General features: G+C 69.4%; 19 protein-coding genes and 4 pseudogenes. 10 read left to right on the forward strand and 13 right to left on the reverse strand.

The annotated features are described in order from the left end of the window. Positions 1–81 precede the first annotated feature (81 nt). Positions 82–1,374 carry an ATP-grasp domain-containing protein gene (locus OG735_RS34695; RefSeq protein WP_327327087.1) on the reverse strand — a complete coding sequence of 431 codons (1,293 nt, stop codon included), beginning with the start codon at positions 1,372–1,374 and terminating at the stop codon, positions 82–84. A 712-nt stretch (positions 1,375–2,086) separates the two neighbouring features. Here OG735_RS34695 and OG735_RS34700 point away from each other — a divergent pair. Continuing rightward, entirely contained in the window at positions 2,087–4,153 is a 2,067-nt protein-coding gene (locus tag OG735_RS34700; RefSeq protein WP_327327088.1) for a hypothetical protein, read from the forward strand. 54 nt (positions 4,154–4,207) lie between these two features. Here OG735_RS34700 and OG735_RS34705 read toward each other — a convergent pair. Beyond that, positions 4,208–4,522: pseudogene (locus OG735_RS34705) on the reverse strand (tetratricopeptide repeat protein); the annotation flags it as partial. Between OG735_RS34705 and OG735_RS34710 the strand changes: the two are divergent. Continuing rightward, a pseudogene (locus OG735_RS34710) lies at positions 4,512–4,748 on the forward strand (hypothetical protein); the annotation flags it as partial. The pseudogenes OG735_RS34705 and OG735_RS34710 sit on opposite strands and share 11 nt — an antisense overlap. Before the next feature lie 70 nt (positions 4,749–4,818). On the opposite strand, the gene OG735_RS34715 reads toward OG735_RS34710, so the two are convergent. The 3 genes from OG735_RS34715 to OG735_RS34725 all read right to left on the reverse strand — a co-directional run bounded on the left by OG735_RS34715 (position 4,819) and on the right by OG735_RS34725 (position 8,096). Beyond that, complete coding sequence (locus OG735_RS34715; RefSeq protein WP_327327089.1) at positions 4,819–5,226, reverse strand: redoxin domain-containing protein; 408 nt, start codon at positions 5,224–5,226, stop codon at positions 4,819–4,821. 202 nt (positions 5,227–5,428) lie between these two features. Next, positions 5,429–7,258 carry an AMP-dependent synthetase/ligase gene (locus OG735_RS34720; RefSeq protein ID WP_327327090.1) on the reverse strand — a complete coding sequence of 610 codons (1,830 nt, stop codon included), beginning with the start codon at positions 7,256–7,258 and terminating at the stop codon, positions 5,429–5,431. Positions 7,259–7,361: 103 nt separating this feature from the next. After that, complete coding sequence (locus tag OG735_RS34725; RefSeq protein ID WP_327327091.1) at positions 7,362–8,096, reverse strand: CDP-alcohol phosphatidyltransferase family protein; 735 nt, start codon at positions 8,094–8,096, stop codon at positions 7,362–7,364. Positions 8,097–8,202: 106 nt separating this feature from the next. On the opposite strand from OG735_RS34725, the gene OG735_RS34730 reads away from it, so the two are divergent. From OG735_RS34730 to OG735_RS34750, 5 genes and pseudogenes are all read left to right on the forward strand, one after another. Continuing rightward, the gene (locus OG735_RS34730) at positions 8,203–9,195 is read left to right on the forward strand and encodes a zinc-dependent alcohol dehydrogenase (protein WP_327327092.1); all 993 of its coding nucleotides are present in this window, start codon (positions 8,203–8,205) and stop codon (positions 9,193–9,195) included. 102 nt (positions 9,196–9,297) lie between these two features. Next, a complete protein-coding gene (locus tag OG735_RS34735; RefSeq protein WP_327327093.1) occupies positions 9,298–9,696 on the forward strand; it encodes a 6-pyruvoyl trahydropterin synthase family protein in 399 nt (132 codons plus the stop codon). Between the two features lie 47 nt (positions 9,697–9,743). Continuing rightward, positions 9,744–10,814, forward strand: a complete 1,071-nt coding sequence (locus OG735_RS34740; protein ID WP_327328559.1) for a glycosyltransferase family 4 protein — start codon at positions 9,744–9,746, stop codon at positions 10,812–10,814. Then, positions 10,742–11,656, forward strand: a complete 915-nt coding sequence (locus OG735_RS34745; protein ID WP_442812540.1) for a class I SAM-dependent methyltransferase — start codon at positions 10,742–10,744, stop codon at positions 11,654–11,656. The genes OG735_RS34740 and OG735_RS34745 overlap by 73 nt, the downstream gene beginning before the upstream one ends. Further along, a pseudogene (locus tag OG735_RS34750) lies at positions 11,653–12,483 on the forward strand (lysylphosphatidylglycerol synthase transmembrane domain-containing protein); the annotation flags it as partial. The gene OG735_RS34745 and the pseudogene OG735_RS34750, both read left to right, overlap by 4 nt. A 273-nt stretch (positions 12,484–12,756) precedes the next feature. On the opposite strand, the pseudogene OG735_RS34755 reads toward OG735_RS34750, so the two are convergent. Both OG735_RS34755 and OG735_RS34760 read right to left on the reverse strand, forming a co-directional pair. Next, positions 12,757–13,407: pseudogene (locus tag OG735_RS34755) on the reverse strand (RibD family protein); the annotation flags it as partial. After that, positions 13,404–14,150 carry a creatininase family protein gene (locus tag OG735_RS34760; RefSeq protein WP_327327095.1) on the reverse strand — a complete coding sequence of 249 codons (747 nt, stop codon included), beginning with the start codon at positions 14,148–14,150 and terminating at the stop codon, positions 13,404–13,406. The pseudogene OG735_RS34755 and the gene OG735_RS34760, both read right to left, overlap by 4 nt. A gap of 127 nt (positions 14,151–14,277) precedes the next feature. Between OG735_RS34760 and ribA the strand changes: the two genes are divergently transcribed. Further along, a complete protein-coding gene (gene ribA, locus OG735_RS34765; protein WP_327327096.1) occupies positions 14,278–14,931 on the forward strand; it encodes a GTP cyclohydrolase II in 654 nt (217 codons plus the stop codon). A gap of 15 nt (positions 14,932–14,946) precedes the next feature. On the opposite strand, the gene OG735_RS34770 is transcribed toward ribA, so the two are convergent. Both OG735_RS34770 and OG735_RS34775 read right to left on the reverse strand, forming a co-directional pair. Beyond that, positions 14,947–15,567, reverse strand: a complete 621-nt coding sequence (locus OG735_RS34770; protein WP_327327097.1) for an L-threonylcarbamoyladenylate synthase — start codon at positions 15,565–15,567, stop codon at positions 14,947–14,949. A 307-nt stretch (positions 15,568–15,874) separates the two neighbouring features. Continuing rightward, positions 15,875–16,048, reverse strand: coding sequence for a CsbD family protein (locus OG735_RS34775; protein WP_327328560.1), 174 nt, complete (start codon positions 16,046–16,048; stop codon positions 15,875–15,877). A 363-nt stretch (positions 16,049–16,411) separates the two neighbouring features. On the opposite strand from OG735_RS34775, the gene OG735_RS34780 reads away from it, so the two are divergent. After that, a complete protein-coding gene (locus tag OG735_RS34780) occupies positions 16,412–16,759 on the forward strand; it encodes a PRC-barrel domain containing protein (RefSeq protein WP_327327098.1) in 348 nt (115 codons plus the stop codon). Between the two features lie 375 nt (positions 16,760–17,134). On the opposite strand, the gene OG735_RS34785 is transcribed toward OG735_RS34780, so the two are convergent. From OG735_RS34785 to OG735_RS34800, 4 genes are all read right to left on the reverse strand, one after another. Then, positions 17,135–19,981, reverse strand: coding sequence for an NHLP bacteriocin export ABC transporter permease/ATPase subunit (locus tag OG735_RS34785; protein WP_327327099.1), 2,847 nt, complete (start codon positions 19,979–19,981; stop codon positions 17,135–17,137). Positions 19,982–20,057: 76 nt separating this feature from the next. Further along, positions 20,058–22,328: an NHLP family bacteriocin export ABC transporter peptidase/permease/ATPase subunit gene (locus tag OG735_RS34790; RefSeq protein WP_327327100.1), complete on the reverse strand. Its 2,271-nt coding sequence runs from the start codon at positions 22,326–22,328 to the stop codon at positions 20,058–20,060. Next, entirely contained in the window at positions 22,325–23,131 is an 807-nt protein-coding gene (locus OG735_RS34795) for an HlyD family efflux transporter periplasmic adaptor subunit (RefSeq protein WP_327327101.1), read from the reverse strand. The genes OG735_RS34790 and OG735_RS34795 overlap by 4 nt, the downstream gene beginning before the upstream one ends. Before the next feature lie 191 nt (positions 23,132–23,322). Then, positions 23,323–23,559, reverse strand: a complete 237-nt coding sequence (locus OG735_RS34800) for a type A2 lantipeptide (RefSeq protein ID WP_327327102.1) — start codon at positions 23,557–23,559, stop codon at positions 23,323–23,325. Positions 23,560–24,157: 598 nt separating this feature from the next. Here OG735_RS34800 and OG735_RS34805 point away from each other — a divergent pair. Continuing rightward, entirely contained in the window at positions 24,158–26,020 is a 1,863-nt protein-coding gene (locus OG735_RS34805) for an endoglycosylceramidase (RefSeq protein ID WP_327327103.1), read from the forward strand. Positions 26,021–26,101: the final 81 nt, after the last annotated feature.

Consider the following 26,101-nt stretch of genomic DNA (forward strand, 5'->3'; position numbering starts at 1 on the left):
ACGGTCGGAAGGCTGAGAGCAGGGAGTGGCGGATCCCGGTCGCCCACGGCGCGGGGGCGACCTGTTCGGGGGAGGAAGCGGTCACGCTGACAGCGGCCGCTGAGCCGGCTTCCAGCGCGCGGGCACCGGGTTCTGCCGCCCCTCCCACACGACGTTGGCGTCCCACCACTCCTCGACCTCGCGCATCTCGGACACGATGTCGGAGCCGGAAAGGGTGAACACCAGGTCCGCGATGGACGGGCCGAGGGCGCTCGACCCGTCGTACGAGCGCCCCACCACGCCCAGGGCGGTATAGCTGAGGGTCCGCGGCAGCGGGCACTTGCTCGGCAGGTGGCGGAGCACTCCGCGCGCGGGCGGGAAACGCGAGTACCCCTGACGCAGCCCCGTGGGGGGGCTGATGCGGACCTGGTCCCCACGCCCGGCCTGGCCCAGCAGGCTGGCGCCGTGCATGTTCACGCCGAGGGTGGCCTCGTGGGTGTCGACGGCCATCGAGCCGCCCATGCGGGAGGCCGCCTCACACACCACCAGCCGGTCGTCAGGGGTGTGGAAGAACTCGACCTGGAACGCGCAGGGCCCGGGAACCCCCGGCAGCGCGGCCACCACGTCCCCGGCGGTCTGCCTGAGCCGCTCCGTGAGCGGGTGTTCCTCGGGGAGCATCCCGCTCATCCCCGGTGCGTCGTAGGCGACGGAGAACCAGTCGGAGTAGGGGTGGTAGGACGCCTGGCCCAACAGAACCTTGCCGGTGTCCATCAGACCGTTGATCTGGTAGAAGTCGCCTTCGACCCATGCCTCGACAAGCTGCGGCGCACCCGTCTGCCCGGGAACCCAGGTCCGCGTGAACTGCCGCAGGTCCGCCTCCTCCCAGAGCACTTGGGTACCGTTCGATCCCCCGGCATCCAGGCGCTTGAGGACCAACGGGAACCCGGCCTCGGCGGCGAACTCTGTCAGGTCGGCGACGCTGGTGAGCCTGCGCATCGGGGCCACCGGGACGCCGGCGGCCCCGAGGATCGTCTTCATGACGTACTTGTCGCGGTAGGCGGTCGCGGCCTCCACACTCTGGCCGGGCAGACCGAGCCGCTCCCGGAGGCGGGCGGCCCGCAGGACGTCGCGCTCGCCCGTGGACAGGATGCGCTGCACGCCGAAGCGCTCGCAAAGCATGACCAGATCGTCCTCGAGGGACAGCCGCTCGAAATCCTCGACGACGTGGAGGTGGCGGAACTGCCGCGCCATAGTGCGGAAGTCGGTACCGTCCAGAGCTCCACGGCTGCTGACCACGATCAGTTCCTGTCTGGCCTCCGGAAACCACTCGGGAAGCCGGTCCAGGATCTTCTTCGTGTTCAGGACCAGGAATACCGGTGCCGGGCTCGATCGCACTATGGCTCCTTCGTGTCGCTCCGCCCACCACACCGGGGAGGGTGCGTAATCCGGCGGGACCGATTCGCTGCCGATGCCGTCGAGCATGCGAGAACGGCCCTGCCGGTGGCTCGCCGTATCCCTTGCCATCGATGGTGCAAGCGGTTGGACAAGTCTTCGGCAGGGGGCAGGAGGAGTGGGGGAACGGCGGCCCGCCACGGGCACGGCAAGGAGCCGATGACCGAGTTGCGCCGTCGGCCGCGCCGTGAAGGACGAGGGCCCGGGCCCGCGGGTGTTGCGGCTCATTGGCCCGGGTCGCTGACCGATGCCGTGGAGCGCGCGCCGCCAGAGGCCCGGGGCGGGCAGCCGATCGTCACATCCTCTACCGCGCTTCCGTCGGCGCACGCGGACCAGGTGCTGGATGACGAGGCGTACGTGGCGGGCATCGACGTCAACATGCCGTTCGTCGCCGGATCGTTCGACGGGCTTGCGCCCCAGGCCGTCTCCGTTCGGCCGGACGAGAGCCGACGAGCACGCCGTCCACCGACACCAGGTAGCCGGGCCCGGCCCGCAGTTAGGCGAGCGGAACTTCGCCGATCAGGTGCAGGTGCAGACGGGCCGGTGCCAAGCCGTCGCCGGGCCGGTGACGGCCACCCTCGTTCCCGCGTACGCGTGCCGCTCTCCCGGTAGCGTGTTGCTCAGTGATGACCGTACGACAGGCAGGGCCCGAGTGATGCGCCTGTATTTCGCGCCCGAGGAGACCGACGAGTTCGAGGCCACGTGCGGGCTTCTCATCCATCGGATGGGGCGGTGGGCGGACGAGCGCGGTGACCGCTTGGACGGCTTCGGGGTCGAGGCGGCACTCGACTACCGGCACCGCGGCACGCGCGACGGGCGGCTCGCGCTGTGGGAGCCCCGGCACGTCGAGGGTTTTCTGCTGGAGTGGCTGCCACGGACGATAACCGTGCTGCCGGGGGACGAGCCGGGGGACATGCCCGGCACGCTCGCACTCCTGTTGCGCTACCTCGACGCCATGGGGCTCGCCGACCCGCGTGGGGCCACGCTCGCGGAGAACCTCTCGGCGATCGAGGCCGTGACGCCCCGGTACGGGCCCGCCATGGCCGACCGGACCCGCTGGGGCCTGTCGAAGTTCTGGGTGACGACGGCCGCTGAGCAGGGCACGGACGTGCACGATCCGGAGGCCTTGCAGGGTTTCGTTGAGCGGGTCCGGCGCGGGGAGGTCGCGTACGACGAAAAGGCGCTGGACCAGGTGATGACCCGCCAACTCGCCGACGGACCAGCAACAATGGATCGCGCCGAGCCGCAGCTGCCGGTCGCCCTGCCCACCGAGGACGAGCTGCGCGTGCTCGCCGAGCAGTCCGCGGTGCTGCCGTGGCTGCGCGGGATCAGTGCGTGGGCGGGCAGCGAAGGCAGGCCGGTCACCGCGACCGGCACGCTGCGGATCGCGGACGCCCGGGCGCTGGTGGCCGAGCTGGGCACGGGCGACAGCGTGGAAGGAGTCCGCTCCTCGGCGCAACTGCCAAGGCTCGGGCTCGCGGTCGAGTGGGCGAAGAAGGCCAGGATCGTACGGGTCGTCAAGGGGCGGATGTACGCCGTCGCCAAGGCGCGGCCCCTCCTCAAAGACCCACTCGCACTGTGGCGGCGCGCCTTCGAGACCTTCACCGGTCTCCGGGATCCGCTGGTCGCGCCCCGCGGCGGATGGCACTTCCCGTCGGTGGTCGGCGACACCTTCGAGCAGGTGGTGCCCGACATCCTCAACACTCTCTACAGCCTGCCCTACGCGATGCCCTGGCCGCGGCTGCGGGAACCGACGCATCTCGGATACGGCACCGGGGCGGGGCTGCTGCTCCAGGCCGCCGACCGAGATCTGCGCCTCGTGCTCGACGCCCTTGAGGACCTGGGTGCGATTGAGCGGTACGAGGGGATGGCCGACCCGGTGTTCGTCGAGAAACCGCTGAGCGCGGAGCCGGAGCTGCCGCCCGCCGGACTGCCGCCCGAGCTCGCGGAACTCTTCGGCACGGTCGCCCGCCTCCAGGACCCGGACGCCGGGTTCCGTGCCGGTGCCCGCGCCCAGGAGGCTGAACTCACGGATCGGCCAGTGGAGTTGATCCGGCTCACCACACTCGGTCACGACTCGGTACGGCGCCGGCTGCTCGCCGAGGGCCGCGATGCACCGCTCCTCGGCGAACTCGTCCACGCCCCGGCCGCCGGACTTCTCGGCGTTCTCGCCGACCACTACGACCCGGATGCCGCGCGCACCGAACTCGCCACCTGGACCGCCGCTCGGCCGAGCCCCGCCGAGGCGCTGGAGCGGCTGACCGACGCGATGCGTGCCTGCCCCTTCCGTTCCCGTACCGAAGCCATGCTGAGTGTGCTCGCCGAGGCGCACCCCGACGGCGATACCGTGGCCCGGGGACTGCGCGGCGATCCGCTGCTCGCGCCCACCGCGATCAGCGTCCTGGTCCGGCGCGAGATCCTCGACGCCGATGACCTCACTGAGCCGGAGAGCCTCCTCATGGTCGCGGAGAGCCTGCTCCAGCTCCTGGAAACGGCGGGGCCGGACGGAGTCCTGGAGATGCTGAGCGGTCAGCACGTCCCCGCCCGCGAGACCCTGGCCGCAGCTCTGGCCTCCGGCCACCCCGACCGGGCGGGGATGGCGGATCTGAAGGAGGCGGCCGATCAGTCCGCCCGACGGCCCGCCGCCCAGGTCGGTCGCATCCACCGGAGAAGTGGAGGAAAGGGCAAGGGCAAGGACAGGGGCGGCAAGCGGCGACGGTGAGCGGACGCGGACCTCGAACGCCCCAAGCTAAGGTGCACGAGGTGTACGCGTCGCTCATCCGGCCCCGGTGCCGTCGAGTCCGAGGCGGATCACGGCGAGTGCCTCGGCGATCTCGAGGCTCATTTCGTCCTCGGGGCCGAACAGCATGCAGATGTCCTCGTGGAGCGGTTCGAGGATCTGCCGGGCCTCGGCGGCCCGGCCCTGGGCGAGCAGCAGCATCCCGATGTTGTGCCGCAGCTCGACGGCCTCCTCGCTGACGTCGCTGTCGAGGGTCCGTACGACGTTCAGTACGTCCTGGAGGGCGGCGAGCGCATCGGTGACCTGGCCCAGTTCGGCGCGGCAGCGGGCTGCCTGGGCGGGGGCCGGCCGCTCCACGTACGCGGACCTCCGCTCGGGAGCGACGCGCCTCCTCGAGATCAACCACACCCTGCCCACCCCGGCCGATGGCCTCTATCTGGTCCTCTCCGAACCGCCCGCCGAGGATTGGTCGGCCGACACCGTCCGCGACGTCTTCGATGTCCACGTCCTCTGGCGCAGCCCTGAAGGATGGGGCGGCCAAGGCACGGAAATCGCATTGGGCTCCCCGGGGGCGTGACGCCGGCAGCAACCACGTTGCGAAGTGCGAAGACGGACGCTTCGTCCGCCGTCACGTCGGCCGACCACAATCAGGCGCCGCCCTCCCCGGCGAGGCCGTCAAGCCTGTCCAGCTCGTCCAGGACGAGGGCGGCATGCTGCGCGGGATCCGGGACCGGGTGCAGCAGCGCCCGTACTTCTCCCGAGCGGTCGAGGACAACGGCGGCCCTGGAGAACAGGATCCGGTCGCCCACCTGGACCTCGGGCGCCCCCACCGCGCGGCCGAGCGTCAGTTGGCTGTCACCGACGAGCGGATAGCCGAGGTCGCGCTCCTTTGCGAACGCGGACAAATGGCCCGGTGTGTGAGCACTGACGCCGAGTACACGGGCGTCGGCCCGTGCGAAACGCGCCGAAGCGTCGCGCACGGAGCACAGCCCGGTCGTGCAGCCGGCCAGCGCAGGGAGCACCTCTCCGATGCCCGGCTCTGTGATGAAGAACAACACGGTCCACCTGTGATCCGGCGAGGGAACAGCAAATGAGCCTTCGGAGGTCTCGACGATGTGGTCCATGAAGGTCCTTGCTGGTGGTTGTTCGGATGGCGGAACGGAACCAGACCGTCTCCGCCTGCTGCCCAGGTTCTCAGGGGTGAGCATGCAGTGCCGTTTGGATGTCCCGTTCGGATCCGGACCATAAACGACAGGATCAGCGCGTGTACAGCGCGTCGATGTCCGCCGCGTACGCCCCTGCGATCGCCCGCCGCTTGAGCTTCAGCGTCGGTGTCATCAGACCGGCGTCCAGACTGAATTCGTTCGGCAGGATCCGGAACGCCCGGATGGACTCCGCCCTCGAAACGCGGGTGTTGGCCCGCGAGACCGCCCGCTGGATCTGCGCCCGCAGGTCCTCGTCGTCCGTCATCGCCGTTATGTCCGACGGCTGCTTCCCCTTCAGCGCCTGCCAGTGCGCCAGCGCCTCGGGGTCCACCGTGATGAGCGCCGCGATGTACGGCTGGTCGTCGCCCACGATCAGACACTGCGAGATCAGCGGATGGTGGCGCAGCTGCTCCTCCAGGGGCAACGGGGCCACGCTCTTGCCGCCGCTGGTGATGATGACGTCCTTCTTGCGCCCCGTGATGACGAGATAGCCCTCGTCGTCGAGATGGCCCGTGTCGCCGGTGGCGAACCACCCGTCGCGCAGCACCGCTTCGGTGGCCTTGGGGTTGTTGAGGTAGCCGGCGAAGACCGTGTCGCCGCGTACCCACACCTCGCCGTCCGTCGCGATGTGTACCGCGCAGCCCGGAATCGGCCGGCCCACCGTGCCGAATCTGACCGCTCCCGGCGGCTGGGCCGTGATCCCGCCCGCGGTTTCCGTGAGGCCGTACCCGTCGTACACGGTGACGCCCATGCCCGCGAAGAACAGCCCCAGCTCCCTCCGCAGCGTCGAGCCGCCGGACACCGCGTTGCGTACCTGGCCGCCCAGTACGGCGCGCAGCTTGCTGTACACCAGGTGGTCGTAAACGGAGTGCAGGACCTTCAGGGTCGGGCTCGGGCCATGGCCCGAGCCCATGGAGTGGCGTTCCACGGCCTCGGCGTAGCGCACCGCGACGGCCGCGGCCTTGTCGAAGAGGCTGACGCGACCCGCATCCTCGGCGGTGCGGCGGGCCTTGTGGAAGATCTTCTCGAAGATGTACGGCACGGCGAAGAGGAACGTGGGCTGGAAGGACGCCAGGGCGGGGAGCAGCGTCTCGGGCGTCAGATCCGGCTGGTGGCCGAGGCGGACGCCGCCACGCAGACACGCGACCACGACCATCAGTCCGTAAATATGGGCCACGGGGAGGAAGTTGAGGATCGCCGGCTGCACACCCGGCTCGGCGATGATCCCGCCCCAGCCTTCGAGGAGGATGTCGCATTCGGCGGCGAGATTGGCGTGGGTGATGAGGCAGCCCTTGGGCGTTCCGGTGGTGCCGGAGGTGTAGCAGATCGCGGCGACCTGGTCCGGCAGTACGGCGGCGCGGTGACGGTGGATCAGGTCGTCGTCCATACCGAGGCCCTGGTGGATCAGGGCCGGCACACAGCCCAGGTCCATCTGCCAGATCGCGGACAGCTGGGTCTCCGCGTCGGATGCCGCCGCCACGGTCATCGCGTGGTTCTCATGCTCGACCACGATGGCCCGGACCTGGGCGTCGTACAGGATCCAGCGCACCTGCTCGATGGACGACGTGGGGTAGACAGGAACGATCTCTGCGCCGACGGACCACAGAGCGTATGCCAGCACCGTCCACTCGTAGCGAGTACGGGACATCAGCGCGACCCGGTCGCCGAACCGGATGCCGTTGGCCAGGAAACCCTTTGCCACGGACAGGACTTCGTGGCGGAACTGCTCCGCGGTCGTCGGTTCCCAGTCGTCCGACCGTGGCGACGCCCGGCGGGAGAACTGCACCAGGGAGGGGTCGTGCTCAGCGGTTTCGTAGACCGAGTCGGCGAGACTCCCCGACCGCGGAGGTTCGGCACGGCGCGGAGGACCGATACCCGGCATATGGCGTCTCCCTTCCCCGAGTTGGGACGCCGCACTGTTCAACTCAGGGAGCGAAAGGTACCTGTCGGAAGCACTTTTGCCTAGTTTCGGGGCACATCAAGCGTCAGCCGGCGGTCGGCTCCTGGACCCTGACGCGCCACAGCCACCGTATGTCCCGTCCGAAGGACCAGATCAGCAGCATCAGCGCCATGAGGACCGCCGCGAAAGCGGGCAGAGGCGGGAGGATTCCCGCGCCGGCCACGAGCAGCACGATCCCTTGCAGCGCGGCCACCGTCTTACGGGCCGTGCTCGGGGGCAGCGGCCCGTACGACAGCCACGGCATCACCCGGGCCGCCGCCACGAAGGCGTACCGCAGGGCGCCGATCAGCAGCACCCATGGGCCCATCGCGGTGGCGACATAGATGCTGAGCACCAGGATGAGGAACGCGTCGACCTCCATGTCGAAGCGTGCCCCCAGGGCGGACGCCGTGCCGGTGCGCCGGGCGACCTTGCCGTCGACCGCGTCGAGGATCAGCGCCACCGTCGTGAGAGCGACCAGGACCGTGACCGGCGGCGGACTCTCGAAGGAGTCCGCGACCAGCGCGGTCACACCCCCGACGAGCGTCGCGCGGGCCAGTGTGACGCGGTTGGCCGCTCCGAAGGACTGGAGCCACGACCGGCGCAGGGCGCGGGTGAGCACGGCCCAGGTGCCGACCGCGAAGGCCAGGCCCGTCAGCCAGCCCGCGGGCCCCAGACCGATTGCCGTGCCGAGCAGGGCCAACAGGAGGACCTGAGCGCCCGCTCCCACGGCGGTCTCGTGCCGCATTGGCCTCGTGTCGTACGCGTTGTTCAAGGCCACCGTGCATCCTCCGGCCGAGTGACAGATCCATGAGTGCCGCGTACCGTGTGCGCGGCTTCTTGAAGATCAGTACGCGAATCGTCGCCCGATTGCTCAGGAGACGCCAATGGAACGTGAAGCACGAGCCTTCTGGATTCGTTCGCCCGGTCATGGCGAGATACGGGATGTCCGCCTGCCGGAGCCCGACGATGGCGACGTTGTGGTGCGCACCCTCTGTTCCGGTGTGAGCCGTGGAACGGAGACCCTTGTCTTCCGTGGCGGCGTGCCGGAGAGCCAGCACTCCACGATGCGGGCACCGTTCCAGGACGGCGACTTCCCCGGGCCCGTCAAGTACGGCTATCTCAATGTCGGCCTTGTCGAAGAAGGACCGCGGCACCTACTAGGCCGAACGGTGTTCTGCCTCTACCCGCACCAGACCCGGTACGTCGTCCCCGCGAGCGCCGTGACGCCCGTCCCGGACAGCGTTCCCGCCCCGCGAGCGGTGCTGGCCGGCACGGTGGAGACCGCGGTGAACGCCCTGTGGGACGCCGCGCCGCTGATCGGCGACCGAATCGCCGTCGTGGGAGGGGGCATGGTCGGCTGCAGCGTCGCCGCCGTCCTGGCCCAGTACCCGGCCGTGCGCGTCCAACTGGTCGACGCGGATCCTCAACGCGCCGGCATCGCCAGGGCGCTCGGCGTCGACTTCGCGCTCCCCGAGGAGGCCGCGGGCGACTGTGATCTTGTCGTCCACGCCAGCGCCACGGAGGCAGGGCTCGCGCGCTCACTGGAACTCCTCGCCCCGGAGGGGACGGTTCTCGAACTGAGCTGGTACGGCGACCGACGGATCAGCCTGCCGCTGGGCGAGGCCTTCCACTCCCGCCGTCTGGTCGTGCGCAGCAGCCAGGTGGGGACGGTGTCCCCGGCCCGGAGCTCCCGCCGGACCTTCGCCGACCGGCTCGCGATCGCGCTCGACCTGCTCGCCGACCCCGCCTTCGACGCACTGGTCACCGGTGAATGCGCCTTCGACGAACTGCCGGAGGTGCTGCCGAGGCTCGCCTCCGGAGAGCTGCCCGGACTGTGCCACCGGGTTCTGTACGACGCCGCCGCAGATCCGGCCTGAACAAGCTGCAGATCTGGCCTGAACAAGGAGGCCAGGTCGGCCGTACTACACGACAGGCCCGGCAAAAAAGGGCCGGACGCGCCGCACCTGGAGGGTCGCCCGTTGTTCAGCATCACCGTCCGTGATCACATCATGATCGCTCACAGCTTCCACGGAGAGGTCTTCGGACCCGCGCAGCGGCTGCACGGAGCGACGTTCCTCGTGGACGCCACCTTCCGCCGCGCCGAGCTGGACGCCGACAACATCGTCGTCGACATCGGACTGGCCACTCAGGAGCTCGGGACCGTCGTCGGCGAGCTGAACTACCACAATCTCGACGACGAACCCGACTTCGCCGGCACCAATACCAGTACGGAATTCCTGGCCAAGATCATCGCCGACCGCCTCGCCGACCGGGTGCACGCAGGGGCACTGGGCGAGGGCGCCCGCGGCCTGGCCGGCATCGCGGTCACCCTGCACGAATCGCACATCGCCTGGGCGAGTTACGAGCGCACCCTGTGAACCGCGCCGCCGTTACCACCGTGACCGCACGCTCCGTGCACATCGTGATGCCCGGCGGCGTCGACGACCCGGCCGCGCCGAGTGGCGGCAATGTCTACGACCGCCGCGTGTGCCGGGACCTGCCCGGCATCGGCTGGCAGGTCCACGAACACACCGTCGCGGGCACCTGGCCACAGCCCGGAGCGGCCGCTCGCGCCGAGCTGTCCCGCATCCTGGCGGAGGCGGCGGACGGCACCGTCGTCCTCCTCGACGGACTCGTCGCCTGCGCCGTTCCCGACATCGTCGTCCGAGAGACCGAACGGCTGCGCCTGGTGGTACTGGTGCACCTGCCGCTGGGCGACGAGACAGGACTCGCCCCCGCCCGGGCGGCGGACCTGGACGCCCTGGAGCGAGAAACTCTGCGCGCCGTTCCGGCGGTCGTGGCGACCAGCAACTGGGCGGCCCGCCGGCTCGTGGCCCACCACCGGCTCGCCTCCGGCCGGGTCCATGTCGCCGCCCCCGGCGCCGATATCGAGCCTTCGGCGCCCGGCACCGACGGAGCCTCGCGGCTGCTGTGCGTCGCCTCGGTGACCCCGCGCAAGGGGCAGTACCGGCTGGTGAAGGCACTTGCGGCCGTCGCGGACCTGCCCTGGACCTGTGTATGCGTCGGTGGCCTCGACCAGGATCCCGGCTATGTCGCCAGTCTGAGGGAGCTGATCGAGAAGTCCGGTCTCGGCGACCGGGTCCACCTCGTCGGACCGCAGGCCGGCGCGGAGCTGGACGCGAGCTACGCCGCCGCCGACCTCATGGTGCTCACCTCGTACGCCGAAACGTACGGCATGGCCGTGACCGAGGCGCTCGCGCGCGGTATTCCCGTGCTGGCGACGGCCGTCGGCGGGCTCCCGGAGGCCGTCGGGCACGCGCCCGACGGCAGCGTGCCGGGCATGCTCGTACCGTCGGAAGACCCCGCGGCACTCCCGACGGCACTGCGTCGCTGGTTCGGCGAGCCCGCCCTGCGCCGCCGGTTGAAGACGGCCGCACACGACCGGCGCACCGCGCTGGACGGTTGGGAGGCGACGGCGCGGAACCTGGCCGGCGCGCTCGAACAACTCCGCCTCGAACCCCGGAGGGCCGCGTGAGTACGACCGACGCGCCTGGTTACGCACCCGAGTGGCTGGAGCTGCGGGAGGGCGCCGACGCCGACGCCCGCGCAGCCGGGCTCCTCGAGCCGCTCCACCACTGGTTGGCAGGTCAGGAGCGATGGCCCGACGGGATCGTGATCCGCGATCTCGGCTGCGGCACCGGCTCCATGGGACGCTGGCTCGCACCCCGGCTGAACGGTCCCCAGCACTGGATCCTGCACGACCGCGACCCCGTTCTGCTCGACCTGGCCGCCGTGCGAACGCCCCGTACGGCGGCAGACGGCAGCCGCGTGACGGTGGCGACCGAACGAGGTGACATCGCCCGCCTGACCGCGGAAGACCTGGACGGCGCCTCGCTGTTGACGGCCTCCGCTCTGCTGGACGTGCTCACCCGCGACGAGGTGGACGGGATCGCCGCGGCCTGCGCGGAAGCCGGCTGCCCGGCCCTGCTGGCCCTCTCCGTGGTGGGGCGGGTCGAGCTGACACCGGCCGATCCGCTGGACGCGGAGTTCGCCGACGCCTTCGACGCCCACCAGCGCCGCAGCGGGCTGCTCGGACCCGATGCCGTGTCGGTGGCCTCCGTGGCCTTCGCACGGCAAGGGGCGATGGTACGGGTGCTGGCCAGTCCGTGGCGGCTCGGCGCCGATGAGTCGGCGTTGATGGCGGAGTGGCTACGGGGCTGGGTCGGCGCGGCCTGTGAGGAGCGCCCGGCCCTGGCGCAGCGCGCCGACGCGTATCTGCGTCGCCGCCTGGAGGCGTGCGCGGCGGGGGAGTTGCGGGTGGTGGTGTACCACAGCGATCTCCTGGCGCTGCCCCGGCCTGCGGGCGGGACATCATGAGCGCGCAGACGGTCCGGGCCCGGGTCGGCACGATCGCCGGAGCGGGCATCCTCGCGGTGCTGGTGTGGCGTCTTGGCACCGGCGCATTCCTGGACGGGCTGAGCAGGATCGACGGCCCGACCCTCCTGGCCGCTCTCGGACTCGGCCTGCTCACCACCGTGTTCAGCGCCTGGCGCTGGCGCCTCGTCGCGCGCGGCCTGAGCATCCGGCTGCCACTGGGCCGGGCCGTCGCCGACTACTACCGGGCCCTGTTCCTGAACGCGGCGCTGCCCGGCGGCGTACTCGGCGATGTGCACCGCGCGGTGCGGCACGGGCAGAACACGGGTGACGTCGGCCGCGGCGTGCGCGCGGTCGTCCTCGAACGGACCGCGGGCCAGCTGGTCCTGATCGCGGTCGGTGTGACGGTACTGGTCGCCCAGCCGTCCCCGGCCCTGGCTCAGACCCATCACCTCGCCACGTCGCCGGTGGTCGCTCTGGCCCTCGCCGTGGTGGGCGGGCTGATGATCACGGTCGCCGTACGTCTCGGCAGGAAGCCGGGCACATCACGATGGCGCCGGGCGGTCCGAGCCGCGCTGGCCGAAGCGCGGCTCGGACTGCTCGCCCGCAGAAGCTGGCCGGGAGTGGTGATGTCGTCCGTCGTGGTGCTCGCGGGGCACCTCGGCACATTCCTTCTCGCCGCCCGGGCAGCGGGGTCAACGGCTCCGTTCGCCCAGCTCGTGCCCCTGATGGTGCTGGCCCTGCTCGCCATGGCGCTGCCGCTGAACGTCGGTGGCTGGGGCCCCAGGGAAGGCGTCACCGCCTGGGCCTTCGGCGCCGCCGGCCTGGGCGCCGCCCAGGGGTTGACCGTCGCCGTGGTCTACGGAGTGCTCACCTTCGCCGCGAGCCTGCCCGGTATCGGGGTGATCGCCGGTCAGTGGCTCGTCCGTCTGCGGCGCCCGCAGCTCCAGCTCGAACAGCGTGTCCTCGCCGAGGACGGCGCGTCGCACCGGCGGGCGAAGGGCATCCCGCATCACCGGCTGACCGGCGAAGCGGAGCCCCGGGACGCCGTCGCCGAGCAGGACCGGTGCCACGGTGACGTAGAGCCGGTGCAGTGCGCCCTCGCCCAGGAAACGCGACACGGTGACACCGCCGCCCTCGATCAGCACCCGGCCAAGGCCGCGCCGGGCGAGCGCCTGCACCAGCCGGTTCGGGGCGAACGCGTCGCTGTCCGGCAGCGTCAGGATGTCGACCCCGTCCGGAACGGCCTCGCGGTGGTCACTGCCCGCGCCCACCACCCACAGGGTCGGTGCTGCCCCGTCGGTGAACACCCGGTGACTCAGCGGTACGCGGCGGTGCGGATCGACGACAACGCGCACCGGGTTGGCCCCGGGGCAGGCACGCACGGTCAGTTGGGGGTCGTCGGCGACAGCGGTGCCTGCCCCGACGACCACCGCGTCGGCGAGCGCACGCAGGCGGTGCAGATGGCAGCGGTCCTCCTCGCCGGTGACATAGTCGGCGTCGCCGGTACGGGTCGCGATGAACCCGTCCAGGCTCTGCCCGAGTTGGGCGAAGGTGAGGTGCGGACCGGCCAGGCACACCGGCAGATAGCGGTCGGCGAGCAACTCCGCCTCGGGCGAGGCCTCCTGCCTCCAGAGCCGTCCGCCGTCCGCTCCCCGGACCAGCCCGGCGGCCTCGGCGTCCGGCTCGGACCGGATGCCCCGCAGCCGCTCCCAGGCCTCTGCCGCGTCGAGTACGGTGCTGCGGCCGGTCATCGCGTCTCCCGCGGGGTGAGAAGTGAGACGTACTCACCGAAGGAGTCGACAAGTCCGGCCAGCAGCTCCTTTCCCTTCTCGGCGGACGCCATTGACGGACGGCCGATGACACCGGACTCCGTATAGGAAGGCATGCCCAGAGTGAGTAGATGCTTACGGTCGTCGGCAAGGAAATCGGCGGTTTCATAACCGGAGCGGACGAGTTCGGGGTGGGCGTGCAGCAGAATCGATGTCTCCACTTCACCCGCGTGCATATCGCTGTGCGACGGGGTCTGGACACCAGCCCTGACCCGTGCCGCATCCCAGTCCGCCGAGCCCGGGAAAAGCGCCATACGGATTCCGCTGCCGGCGGATTCCTGAACCACATTGCGCAGTACGTAATTTCCGCCGTGCCCGTTCACCAGAATCAGGGCGCCGACACCGGACCGGCGGAGCGAGTCGGCTATGTCCCGTACGACGGCGTAGAGGGTCGCGGCGGAAATGCTCACGGTTCCCGGCCAGGCAGCATGCTCGTGCGAGCAGGAGAACGTCAGCGGAGGAAGGAGGTGAACCGGATGGGCGGCAGCGACCTCCCCGGCGATGGTGGAGGCGATGACCGTGTCTGTCACCAGGGGGAGAAACGCCCCGTGCTGCTCGAAGCTGCCGATCGGAAGGACGGCGACATCGGCCCGCCGGGTCCTCACGTCCTCCGTGGAGTCCAGTGGCCACAGGCCCCATGGCTGTGGCGTTCCCGAACCGCTCATGTCTTTCCGGCCTTTCGTTGTGCACTCTGCGCGCCCGTGGTCGAACGTGATGAAACGGGCAGCCAGTTGATGTACGTTCGCCATTTTCCCTCACACTGCCAGAAGTTTGCCAGATAGGATCAGGGTCATGACAGAAAGTGATGGCGTGCTCGTTGACAGTGTTCGTCCATCAGGTGTCGAACGAGTGGTGGAAGTGCGGCTGGCCACCATGCACGGCGATTTTCTCGCTATCGGCTACCTGGACCGCGAAAGCGGCGATGAACAAATGGTGCTGGTATACGGCGATATCGAGAGAGACGGAGCGCTGACCCGTGTGCATTCCGAGTGTCTGACCGGAGATGTCTTCGGGTCCAAGCACTGTGAATGCGGCGACCAACTGTCCGCCGCGCTGCACACCATCGTGACGGAGGGGCGCGGCATTCTCGTCTATCTCCAGGGGCACGAGGGGCGAGGAATCGGTCTCCTGGGCAAGCTCCGGGCGATGAAGCTCCAAGCGGAGGGTCTTGACACGGTCGAGGCGAATCTCGCCCTCGGGTTCCCGGCCGACGCCCGCGACTACCGGGTCGCGGCGGACATCCTGCACGACCTCGGCGTGCAATCCGTGCGGCTGCTGTCGAACAACCCGCTCAAGAGCGAAGCGCTGCTGCGGTACGGCATCAAAATCGCCGAGCCGGTTCCGCTGCTGATCCCGCCGCGCGAAGAGAACATGGCCTACTTGTGGACCAAGCGGGAACGCCTCGATCATTTCTTGCCGCACTTGGACGGTGCGGCCGACGGTTAGGGGTTCTCCTCGCGGCTACTCGAACCGCGTGGTGTCGCCTGCCCCTCGGCGTACGATCTCGAGTTCGCCGCCGGAGAAGTCGATGACCGTGGTCGGCTCGGTGCCGCAGTCGCCCGAGTCGACCACGGCGTCCACCACGTGGTCGAGTCGTTCCTTGATCTCCCAGCCCTGTGTCATCGGCTCCTCCTCGTCGGGCAGGAGCAGGGTGCTGGAGAGCAGCGGCTCGCCGAGGTCGGCGAGCAGAGCCTGAGCAACGACATGGTCAGGAATCCGGACTCCGACCGTCTTCTTCTTCGGGTGCAGCAACTGGCGCGGTACCTCCTTCGTGGCAGGCAGGATGAAGGTGTAACTGCCGGGCGTCGCTGCCTTGATCGCGCGGAACACGTCGTTGTCGATGTGCACGAACTGACCCAGCTGCGCGAAGTTCTGGCACACAAGGGTGAAGTGGTGACGATCGTCGAGGTTCCGGATCGACCGGATCCGGCTGATGCCGTCACGACTGCCCAGCTGGCATCCCAATGCGTAGCAGGAGTCTGTCGGGTACGCGACGAGCGCGCCGGATCGGATGCTGTCGGCCACATTGCTGATGGTGCGCCGCTGAGGATTCTCGGGGTGCACGTCGAAGTACTTCGCCATTCACCGAGTCTAATGGCCCGTTCCGTAAATGATCTCCGACTGGGTGCGGGCATGGCCGAGTGGCTTGTGGCCGGGCGGTCCGTCCGGCGAGATTCCCGGGCGCCGCGACCAGCAGCGGCATGTCTTCCAGGGGCCGGCCCCCAAGCCGGCCCCTGGAAGACATTGCTGGCTCCCTCGCGCGCAGCACGGTCTCCGGCTTGCAGAACTGGCAGCGAGAACAGTGCAGTTGCGAGGTTTCGAGGTCTGCCGTCAGAAACGGACCACGAGAGCCTTGCTTCATGCGCGGTGAGGTGTCGGACGTACTCGGCTAGTCGCGGAAGACGTCCTTGATCTTCTCCTTCGCCTGGCGGGCGTCACCCTTGACCTGATCGGCACGGCCTTCGGCGGTCATCCGCTCGTTGCCCACCGTCCGGCCTGCCGCCTCCTTGGTCTTGCCCTTGGCCTGCTCGGCCTTCGCCTTGGCCTTCTCGTCGGCAGCCACAGTGCTCACATCCCAACAATCGACATCAGCAGTTCGTCCTTCGTGTGACCTCAATACGGGGTCGTAAACTCGCGCACCCGCGATTCCTCGCGCACCCGCGATTCCTCGCGCACCCGCGATTCTCGGAATCGAGGTGCGATTCGGCCATGCGGGTAGCCCAGCGCAGAGCGGTGCCCCCGGCATCTGCGCCTCCAGTTCGCCGCCCCGCCGGTTTCAGGAAGAAGCTCGTTATTCGGTGTGAGGAAGAAGATGCAGGGAACTCGCCTGGAGTCGCCGCACCGAAGGGAAGCGCATCTTCTCGGCTGATGTGCGGCGGTTGCCGATTCAACTGTTTCCCTGCGTCTCCAATATGAGGGAGTTTCTATGAGTGAGCACATCTGGGGCTACGTTCCGACCGCGGGCCACACCCCGGACGACGATCTGACGGGCTACAAGGTCGAGGCCACCGACGGGCACATCGGCAAGGTCGACAAGCACTCCACCGAGGTCGGCTCGCAGTACATCGTCGTCGACACCGGTGTCTGGATATTCGGCAAGGAGGTCATGCTCCCGGCCGGCACGATCACCGGCATCGACCACGAGGACAGGACGATCCGGGTCTCCCGCTCCAAGGACGAGATCAAGGCCTCGCCCGAGTTCGACAAGGAAAAGCACCTCGGTGACCCCGCGTACCGCGACCAGCTCGGCGGCTACTACAGCTCCGGTCACTGACGAAAACGCATGCGGCCGGTCCGGGCGCGGATCCCTGCCGGGATCCGCGCCCGGCGCATGCGCGGCCATGGATCGTTCGGCGACAAGTCGAACTCGACGCCGGGTCCGTTGCTCTGCTTGATGGTCCACACGCCACTGAAATTCGTGGCGTTCCTCCTGTTGCAGACGGTGCGTTCGCCTTCAGTTCTGCCTGAACAGCAAATGCGCGCCACATCGGGCACAGCAGTTCTGGATTCGCCCGAAGAGAAACGGCAGGCGAATTACCTGACCATGCCAATGAGACCTCCGAACACGGCTCGGTCATAGAGCCGGCGGTGCCACTCATTGGCGTCCGGAGCGGGCTGGGCCGACCGTTGTCGTCGGTGCGGGCGGTCATCACGCCATCTGGCGGCGCACCAGTTCGTGCAGATGGCCGCCCGCACGCGCGAGCAGTTCGGACGGTGCGCCCTCCTCGACGATCCGGCCGTCCGACATGACGATCACGCGGTCGGCGTCCATGACCGTGGAGAGCCGGTGGGCGATCACCAGCCGGCTCGCGCTCAGCCTGCGGGTGCTCTCGATCACGATGCGCTGGGTCTCGTTGTCCAGCGCGCTGGTGGCCTCGTCGAAGAACAGGATGCGCGGGCGGCGAATGAGAGCCTGGGCGATCATCAGGCGTTGGCGCTGGCCGCCGGAGATCGCACCGCTGCCGGCGATCATGGTGTGCAGACCCATCGGCATGCGCTTGATGTCCTCGGCGAGGCCGGCCATCTCGGCGGCCTCCCACGCCTCTTCCTGGCTGAAGGCCTCGGCGCCGCAGATGCAGTCCAGGATCGATCCGGTGAGCGGCTGCGCGTTCTGCAGGACCACCCCGCACTGGCGGCGTACCGCCGACTGGTCCAGAGCGGCCAGATCCTGGCCGTCGTAGAGCACGCTGCCCGAGGCCGGCTTGTCGAAGCCGATCAGGAGCCGGAGCAGTGTCGACTTCCCGCAGCCGCTGGGGCCGACGATCGCCACGAACTCGCCCGGCTGCACCTGAAGCGACACATCGTCGAGGACGAGTGGGCCGTCGTCGGAGTAGCGGAAGGAGAGTTTTCGGGCCTCGATCCCGCCGGAGAGTGCGCCGGGCTGCGCGCTGGTGCCGCGGACCTCCGGCGCCTCGTCCAGGACCGGCTTGACCTGTTCGAACATGGGCAGGACGGCAGCGGCCGAGAGCAGCGCCCCGGAGATCTGTGTGACCGAGGTCAGCAGCATCGTCACCGAGGTGTTGAAGGTAAGGAACTCGCCGGCCGACATGCTGCCGCGGGCGGGACCGGCCAGCAGCATGAACATGAGGAGCGAACAGAGCGGCAGGTAGACCGCGTCGAGGACCGTGGTCAGGTTCCTGATCCGGCCCGCCCGCTGCTGCAGTTCGCGGGAGCGGGCGAACTCCCGGGCCCAGGCGGCGTACGCGAAGCTCTCCGCCGCGGCGACACGCAGCTTGGGAAGTCCGCGCAGGGTCTGGAACGCCTGGTTGTTCAGCTTGTTGCCGAGCTCGACCAGCTGCCGCTGCCACCGCAGCTGCCACATGCCCATCCCGAGGAACACGGCTCCGATGACGACCAGCATGGCGATCGCCGCCAGCGCCAGCGGCACGCTGTAGCAGAGCAGCAGAACGAGGTTCATCGCACCGACCGTGCCTGCCTGTACGGCCACCGGGCCGATGCCGGACAGTACCCGCCGGATGGTGCTGATTCCCATCGCCGCACTGGCGAGCTCTCCGGTGGAGCGCTCGGTGAAGAACTTCGTCGGCAGCCGCAACAGCCGGTCCCATACGGCCGGCTGGAGCGCGCTCTCCATACGCCCTTCCATCCGCAGCACGGTCAGGTTCTGCAACAGCATGAAAGCGGCGGAGACAATGCTGGCGATCATGACGGCCAGTGAGAGCTGGACGATGAGGCTTCTCTCGGCCGTCGGTACGTACACGCCGAGCACCTGGCCGGTCGCGATCGGCACCAGCGCACCGAGAGCGACCGTCACCAGCCCTGCCAGGGCCAGATTGCGCACGTCGGTCCCGGAGTCGCGCAGGCTGAAGCGGAGCAGCCGCCACGGGGTCATGGGACGTTCCGGCAGCGGGCGGTAGAACATTGTGGCGCGCGGCTCGAACTCGTCCGCGCTGTCCTTGCCGATGCGCCGTCGCAGACCCGATGCCGGGTTCACCGCCTCGTACCGCCCACGGCGCCACAGTAGCGCCACCGGTGCTCCGGACTTCGCCCAATGTCCCACCAGGGGACCGGAGTTCGTACGCCACCAGCGGCCGTCGAGCCTGACCGGGCGGGTACGGATCCGCGAGCCGACCGCGATCCGCTCCACCGGACTGACGCGGTCGTTGACCGCGCCGCTCCTCGGGGGCTCGGTGAGGGTGATCCCGGCCGCCTCCGCGACCCGGCGGCAGACGGCGAACGTGGCGTCGTCGGTGGCCCGGTCCACGGCGGCAGTTGCCCGTCCGGCCCGGTCCCGCTTGCCGATGGACGCCAGCAGCGCCTGGTCGGCCCGTGCGCGGACGGCTTCGCCCGCCTTGATGCCGGCCGCCGTACGGTCCTCGTGAGCGCGCTCGAGCCGTTCGATCCAGCGGTCCACCGCGGACAGCAGCCGGTACTGCTGGTTGACCATCTGCTGCCACATCGCGCCGTCGACCAGGAGGTCGTCCGCCGCCTCGGCGCTGTACGAGGCGCCGTACTGCACGCTGCCCGGCGGGACCGGCATCCACAGGATGTCGTCGTCGGCCACGGCCTCGTCGATGGCCGGGCGGTCCTCCAGCGGGGCCTCGAACAGGACGCCCAGGCTGCGGCCGATGCCGAGTGCGAAGGCATGTTCCAGCGGAGTCGGCGCCTGGTACTGGGTGTCGTACTGCGCTGCGTACGGGTCGTACCCGTCGTACCCGCCGTGCCCGCCGCCGTATTCGCCGTACTCGGGCCGGTACAGCTCCCGCAGCGCGATCCGGCGCAGCAGACAGTCCTGTGAGGGCCTGCCGAGCAGCGTGTGCTGCGGGCCTTCGACCGGGCCGAGCAGCAGCGTTCCCGCCTCGAGACGGCCGAGGAAGTGCCAGTGCCCCTGCTGAGCGGTGTCGACCGCGAACAGATCCAGGGACCCGCCCATGACGAGCCAGAGCACCAGCGGCCCCTCCAGCGGCACGCTGCGCAGGCCGGAGCAGTCGACGGGGGTGCCGAGGCCGCCGAGCGCGTACGTCACCGCGTCGGTCACGCCCGGCCCCAGGACCCCGGACGGGTGAGTGGACGGTTGAGCGGACGGGTGAGCGGACGGATGTACGGATGACACGTCAGTGCTCCTTGACCAGCTCGGCGTACGGGCCCCCGGCGGCGACCAGGTCCTCGTGCCGGCCACGCTCGACGACCGAACCGTGGTCGAGGACCACGATCTCGTCGCTGTCGCGCACCGTGCTCAGCCGGTGGGCGATCACGACGCACGCGCAGCCGCGCCGCCGCAGATTGTCGATGATGGTCTGCTCCGTCTGCGCGTCCAGAGCGCTCGTCACCTCGTCGAGGACCAGGATGCTCGGCCGCCGGACCAGCGCCCGGGCGATCTCCAGACGCTGCCGCTGCCCGCCGGAGAAATTGCGGCCGTCCTGCTCGACCCGGCTGTGGATGCCGTCCGGCCGCCGTGCGATCACGTCGTCGAAGAGGGCGGCGTCCTTCAGGGCGGTGACGACCGCCTCGTCGGTGATCGACGGGTCCCACAGCGCCACGTTGTCCCGGACGGTGCCTTCGAAGAGGAAGACGTCCTGGTCGACGAAGGAGACCGAGGCGGCCAGCGCGCTGCGGGAAATGTCCTCCAGCCGCTGCCCGTCGATCCGGATGGTCCCCTCCCACGGGCTGTAGAGGCCGGAGATCAGCCGCGAGACAGTGGACTTGCCGCTCCCGGATCCGCCGACGAGGGCGACCTGCCGGCCCGGACCGACGGTCAGCGAGAAGCCGCTGAGCAGTGGTTTGTCCAGTGGGCTGTAGCCGAAGGTGATGTTCTCCAGCGTCACATGGCCCTTGAGCCTGCGCGTGCTCGCATCCCGCTCCCGGCGCGAGTACAGCGAGTCGACCGGGAAGCTCTCGACGTCCTTCAGCCGGGCCACATCGGCCGCGAAGTCCTGAATCCTGCCCGCCACTCCGTTCAGCCGGGTGATCGGCGCGGTGAAGCGGGTCACCAGCGCCTGGAAGGCGACGAGCAGACCGATCGAGATATGGCCTTCCACCGCCCGCAGTCCGCCGATCCAGAGGATCAGCGCACTGTTGAGCGCAGCGAGGGTGGGGGCGACGACGGCCAGGGCCGCGCTCGGCACGCCCAGCCGCTGCTGTTCCTCCAGCGTGGTGGCGTGCTGGCCGGCCCAGCGCCGGAAGTAGCCGTTCTCACCGCCGGTGGCCTTCATGGTCTCGATCAGCTGAAGGCCGGTGTACGAGGTGTTGGTCAGCCTGGCGCTGTCCGCGCGCAGCTTCTGGGTGTGGGTGGCCCGCAGCCGGATCACGATGCGCATCGCGACCACATTGAGCAGTGCGATCAGCACGCCGATGACGGTCAGTTGAGGGTCGTACGTCCACAGCAGGACGGCGTAGAGGATCACCACGACCCCGTCGACGCCCGCGGCGGCGAGGTCTCTCGCCAGCGTTTCGGCCACCGCGTCGTTGGACTGCAGACGCTGGACCAGATCGGCCGGGCTGCGCTGGGCGAAGAACGTGACCGGCAGTCTCAGCAGATGCCGCAGGAACCGTGCGCTGCTGAGCGTGGAAGAGATGATGCGTCCGCGCAGCAGGTTCGCCTGCTGGAGACCGGTCAGTACGGCGGTGAGCCCGATCATCGCGGCCATCGACGCGAAGAGCGGTCCCAGCAGCGAGGTCTGATTGCCGATCAGGAACATGTCGATGTACGTACGGCTCAGCGCGGGCACCGCCGCGCCGACCGCGACGAGCAGGAGGCTGGCCAGCAACGAGGCCAGCAGGGTGCCCTTCGTGCCCCGCAGCCTCGCGGGCACGGCGCCCATGACTCCCGGCTTGCGGCCGCCACGGCGGAAGTTGTCGGCGGGCTCGAAGACCAGGGCGACGCCGGTGAAGCTGGTGTCGAAGTCCTCCATCGCCACAAAGCGGCGGCCCTTGTCGGGGTCGTTGATGTGAACGCCCCGTCGGCCGAACTTGCGTCCCATGCCGTCGTAGACGACATAGTGGTTGAACTCCCAGAACAGGATGGCCGGCGCCTGCACCTCGGCGAGCGCTGCCGGTTCCATCTGCATGCCCTTGGCCTGCAGACCGTAACTGCGCGCGGCCTTCAGCAGATTGCTGGCCCGTGAGCCGTCGCGGGAGACGCCGCACGCGATACGCAGCTCCTCGAGCGGGACATGCCGCCCGTAGTGCGCGAGCACCATGGCCAGCGAGGCGGCACCGCACTCCAGGGCCTCCATCTGGAGGACGGTGGGCGTACGAGCGGCCCTCCGCTTCTTGACCTTGGGGGCAGGAGCGGGGGCGCGGCGCGCACGGCGCCCAGGGGGCGGCGCGTTCTCGGGGCGGTGCCGGCCGCGGCCCGCCGGTGGCAGTTGCTGCTGCGCGGTCATGGAAGCAGCCAATCGATCGGATGCTGCTCGGCCAGATGGATGGCGCCGGTGGCCAGGGTCATGGAGTCGACTGCGTACGGCGGACCGTCCGAAGAGGACCAGGCGTAACCGGACTTGGTCTGCGACGAACGGTCCAGGCGCACCAGGACCGCGACGGGCTGGCCGTGCTGCGAGAACTGCTCGCCCAGCTGGCTGCTGCCGAGGAGGGCGGTGATCCGCTGGCGGGTCTGGGCGGTCCGGCCGACGGCCTTCACCTTGCCGCGCAGCACGCCGTACTGCTGCGTCGGCACCGACTGGACGGTGATGTCCACCGTCGCGCCCACGGGCACCGTCGATCCGCTGTCGGCCGGCACGTACAGCATCGCTATCAGGGGATCGTCGGCCTTGTCGACCCGCTCCACGGCCGCCACATCCGATCCGGTCGTGACCACGGAGCCGATCGTGGCGGCGAGTGTGGTCAGCCGGCCTGCGGCGATCGTGCGGACGACGGTGCTGCCCTGCGCCGTACGGACCTTCACCAGGGGCGTGTTGGCGGGAACCCGCCGGCCTTCCTCGGCGAGTACCTCGGTGACCTGGCCCGCGACGGGGCTCTGCAGGACATAGCTGCCCTGCGCATGAGTGAGGATTCCCGGTGCGCCGATGGTGGACGACACGGAGCCGGTCAGTGCCCAGACGGATGCGCCGATCATGACGATGACCGTGACGGTCAGGACGAGCCAGCCCTGTGGCCGGGCGAAACGCACCGGCAGATCGATGTCCTCGGGCGACTGCAGCTTGGAAAGGGCCTGTTGGCGGAACTGCACGACACTCTTCCCTCAACTGCACTGGTTCTTCGGGGGATCAGCGCGCACCCATGGTGGCGCGCGGGCGGCGGCCGCATGCCCCGGACCCGTGGGGGATCCGGGGCATGAGGTCCGGCGCGTCGGCAGGAGGGGAACGCCGACGAGCCGTAGTCACCGCTTGGCTGTGCCGCTCTCAGCGGCACAGGACCGGCTCAGAGACCGGCGACGAGGCCCGTGACGCCGGCGGTGTTCAGACCGGTGAGGCCCTCGGCGGTGCCGACGACGGAGCCGACGGTGCCGGAGGCGGCGCCGATGACACCCGAGACCGGGACGACGGAGTCGACGGTGCCGGTGAGGGCGCCCGCAGCCTGGCCCACCAGACCACCGGACACGTTGTCCAGGTCGGCGTCGGAGATTACCTGGGTCTCAACCTGGGGGGTGGAGTTCATGATGAGCTTCCCTTCGCATGACTAACTCGAATTGCTGCGATGGAGTCTTTCGACTCCCGCAGTGCGAAGGATCAAAGCACGCAGGCGCGTTGTGCGGCGAATCGGACAGCTCCCGATCGGGGCGGTACAGGGCCGTTGAATAACGTCGCGTGCACGCGCATCCATGGATTGGCGTCATCTTCTTCACGTATCCGCACAGCTCAATTGCGCTGAACCGGCGCTCCTTTGGCGCCGAAGGGGACATTCCCGCATCAAACGACGGATGGGCAGGTCAGCGCGGGGAGGGCGCACTGGAGGCCGTGTGACGCCTGCGTATTCCGTGTGCAGATTCCCTGAAGAACCCCTCCTTGTTTCAGGTGTCGCACGTGCCGCAGGTGTCTATGTGTAGGGAGTGTTTCCGGCAGGTGTTGAGAGGGTGTTGCTCGGTCTTATGGGTGCCCATTCCGGAGAAAGTGGTTCGGCCGCCCGTAGAAGTGAAATAGCCGTATAACGGAGCTGCGCCGGACCCGGGCGGAATGGTCGATTCCGGTCGAAAGCGCGGTGTGTGGGGGTCTCGACACCATTGACAATCTGACGGACCGTCAAGATTGTGGTGGGCATGTCGAAGATGCGCACGCGTCTGATCGGTGTCCTCATCCTGCTGACCGCGTCCCTGACCATCGACGGCGCGCCGTCCGCCGCCGCGCCGCTGCCCGGATCACTCTGGTTCGACGAGCAGGCGGCCGCGGCGTTCACGGTCGACCACGGACGCTTCACCGACGGCCTCGGTCGCGAGGTGGTACTCCGTGGCTACAACGTCTCCGGCGAGACCAAGCTGGAGGAGAACGGCGGACTGCCCTTCGCCTCCGTCGCCGACGCCGAGAAGTCCGCGACCGCGCTGCGCGCGCTCGGCGGTGGCAACAGCGCGCGCTTCCTGCTGTCGTGGGCCCACGCCGAACCCGTACGAGGCCAGGTGGACCGCGCGTACCTCGCCGCCGCCACCGCACAGATGCGGGCCTTCCTGAAGGCCGGCATCCGCGTCTACCCCGACTTCCACCAGGACCTCTACTCCCGGCACCTGTTCAACGAAGGCAGCTGGTACACCGGCGACGGAGCTCCCAAATGGGTGGTCGAGGCGGGTGGCTATCCACACGAGTCGTGCGGGATCTGTCTCTTCTGGGGCCAGAACATCACTCAGAACGAGGCCGTGAAGCGGGCGGCGTACGACTTCTGGCACAACCGCGGCGGCGTCCAGGACGCCTTTCTGGCGACGGCTCAGGCGACGATGACCTACTTCGCCGAGCACCTCGACGGCGCCGAGTTCGCGGCGGTCGCAGGCTTCGACCCGTACAACGAGCCGCACGCCGGCTCGTACGACTCCGGTCAGAGCAGCCGCATGTGGGAGCGGGACGTGCTCTGGCCCTTCTATACGAGGTTCCGGGCGCGCATGGACGCGGCCGGGTGGCAGAACAAGCCCGCCTTCGTGGAGCCGAACCTCTTCTGGAACTCCAATCTCTTCTTCCAGAAGCAGGAGGGCGGCCTCCTCGACGCCGGCATGCTCGGCTCGCGGTATGTCTTCAACACCCACTTCTACGACCAGAAGGCGATCTCCGGCGTCTTCATGTGGGGCAAGGCCGCCGACGGCCAGTACGCCGGGGACTTCGGCGCCGTCCGTGACCGCGCGGCCGCCTCCGCGACAGCGGCGGTCGTCAGCGAGTTCGGCCATCCGCTGACCGGGACGGTCTCCGACAAGGCCCCGACGGTCGGCAAAGCGATGTACCAGGCCCTGGACTCCCGGCTGCCCGGCGCCGGCTGGTGGTCGAAGCCCGAGCAGTCAGGGCCGGTGCTGTCCGGTTCGCAATGGCAGTGGGACATCCACCACGGCCGCCACCACGAGCTGATGAACGGCAACCCGAACAAGGTCCTGACCGCCGCGGACGCCTGGAACGAGGAGGACCTGTCGGCGATCCGCCTCGACGACTCGGGCAAGGCGGTGCTGCGCCAGGACGCCAGGCTGCTGGACCGCCTCTACCCCAGCGCCACCGCGGGCCGCGCGCTCGCCTTCACCTACGAGGACCGCTCACGCGACGGCTCGACGACCCTGACGTGGAATCCCGTACCGAAGTCGCTGCCGCGGGTCGCCGAGCTCGTCGGCTCCGGCCAGTACGGCGTCCTGCTGTGGCACTCGGACGGCACCGCCGCCCCCACCGAATTGCACCTTCCGGCCTCCTTCGACTCTCCCCGCACGACGGTGGTCTCCGACCTCGGCGCGGTCACCGGGCCTCCCGCGTACACGAGAAGCACACCGATCGCCGTCGCCCCCGAGCCCGGCGGAACCGGCAGCCGTCGCCTCCTGCTCACCGCCGGGGACTCCGGCAGCCTGCACTACGCCCTGGTGACGAACAGCGCGACGGCACCCTCGGCCGAGCTGCTGCAAGCGGCGCGAGAGGAGCTGGCGGAGTGGTCGGAGGGCCGTGGATAGGTCCTGATGTCCTCCGGCTGGGACAGGGTGTCGGCGGCGGTGACCAACTCGGCCGTCGCCGCGGCGCCCGCTCCGCGCTGA

Origin of the sequence: Streptomyces sp. NBC_01210 (genome assembly GCF_036010325.1) — a bacterium.
Taxonomy (GTDB): Bacteria; Actinomycetota; Actinomycetes; order Streptomycetales; family Streptomycetaceae; genus Streptomyces.

Excerpts from the sequence above, each read along its gene's own strand:
- OG735_RS34700 (WP_327327088.1), top strand. The coding sequence starts at position 2,087 with ATGCGCCTGTATTTCGCGCCCGAGGAGACCGACGAGTTCGAGGCCACG.
- OG735_RS34720 (WP_327327090.1), bottom strand. The coding sequence starts at position 7,258 with ATGCCGGGTATCGGTCCTCCGCGCCGTGCCGAACCTCCGCGGTCGGGG.
- OG735_RS34730 (WP_327327092.1), top strand. The coding sequence starts at position 8,203 with ATGGAACGTGAAGCACGAGCCTTCTGGATTCGTTCGCCCGGTCATGGC.
- OG735_RS34740 (WP_327328559.1), top strand. The coding sequence starts at position 9,744 with ATGCCCGGCGGCGTCGACGACCCGGCCGCGCCGAGTGGCGGCAATGTC.
- OG735_RS34760 (WP_327327095.1), bottom strand. The coding sequence starts at position 14,150 with ATGAGCGGTTCGGGAACGCCACAGCCATGGGGCCTGTGGCCACTGGAC.
- ribA (WP_327327096.1), top strand. The coding sequence starts at position 14,278 with ATGACAGAAAGTGATGGCGTGCTCGTTGACAGTGTTCGTCCATCAGGT.
- OG735_RS34770 (WP_327327097.1), bottom strand. The coding sequence starts at position 15,567 with ATGGCGAAGTACTTCGACGTGCACCCCGAGAATCCTCAGCGGCGCACC.
- OG735_RS34780 (WP_327327098.1), top strand. The coding sequence starts at position 16,412 with ATGAGTGAGCACATCTGGGGCTACGTTCCGACCGCGGGCCACACCCCG.
- OG735_RS34790 (WP_327327100.1), bottom strand. The coding sequence starts at position 22,328 with ATGACCGCGCAGCAGCAACTGCCACCGGCGGGCCGCGGCCGGCACCGC.
- OG735_RS34800 (WP_327327102.1), bottom strand. The coding sequence starts at position 23,559 with ATGAACTCCACCCCCCAGGTTGAGACCCAGGTAATCTCCGACGCCGAC.
- OG735_RS34805 (WP_327327103.1), top strand. The coding sequence starts at position 24,158 with ATGTCGAAGATGCGCACGCGTCTGATCGGTGTCCTCATCCTGCTGACC.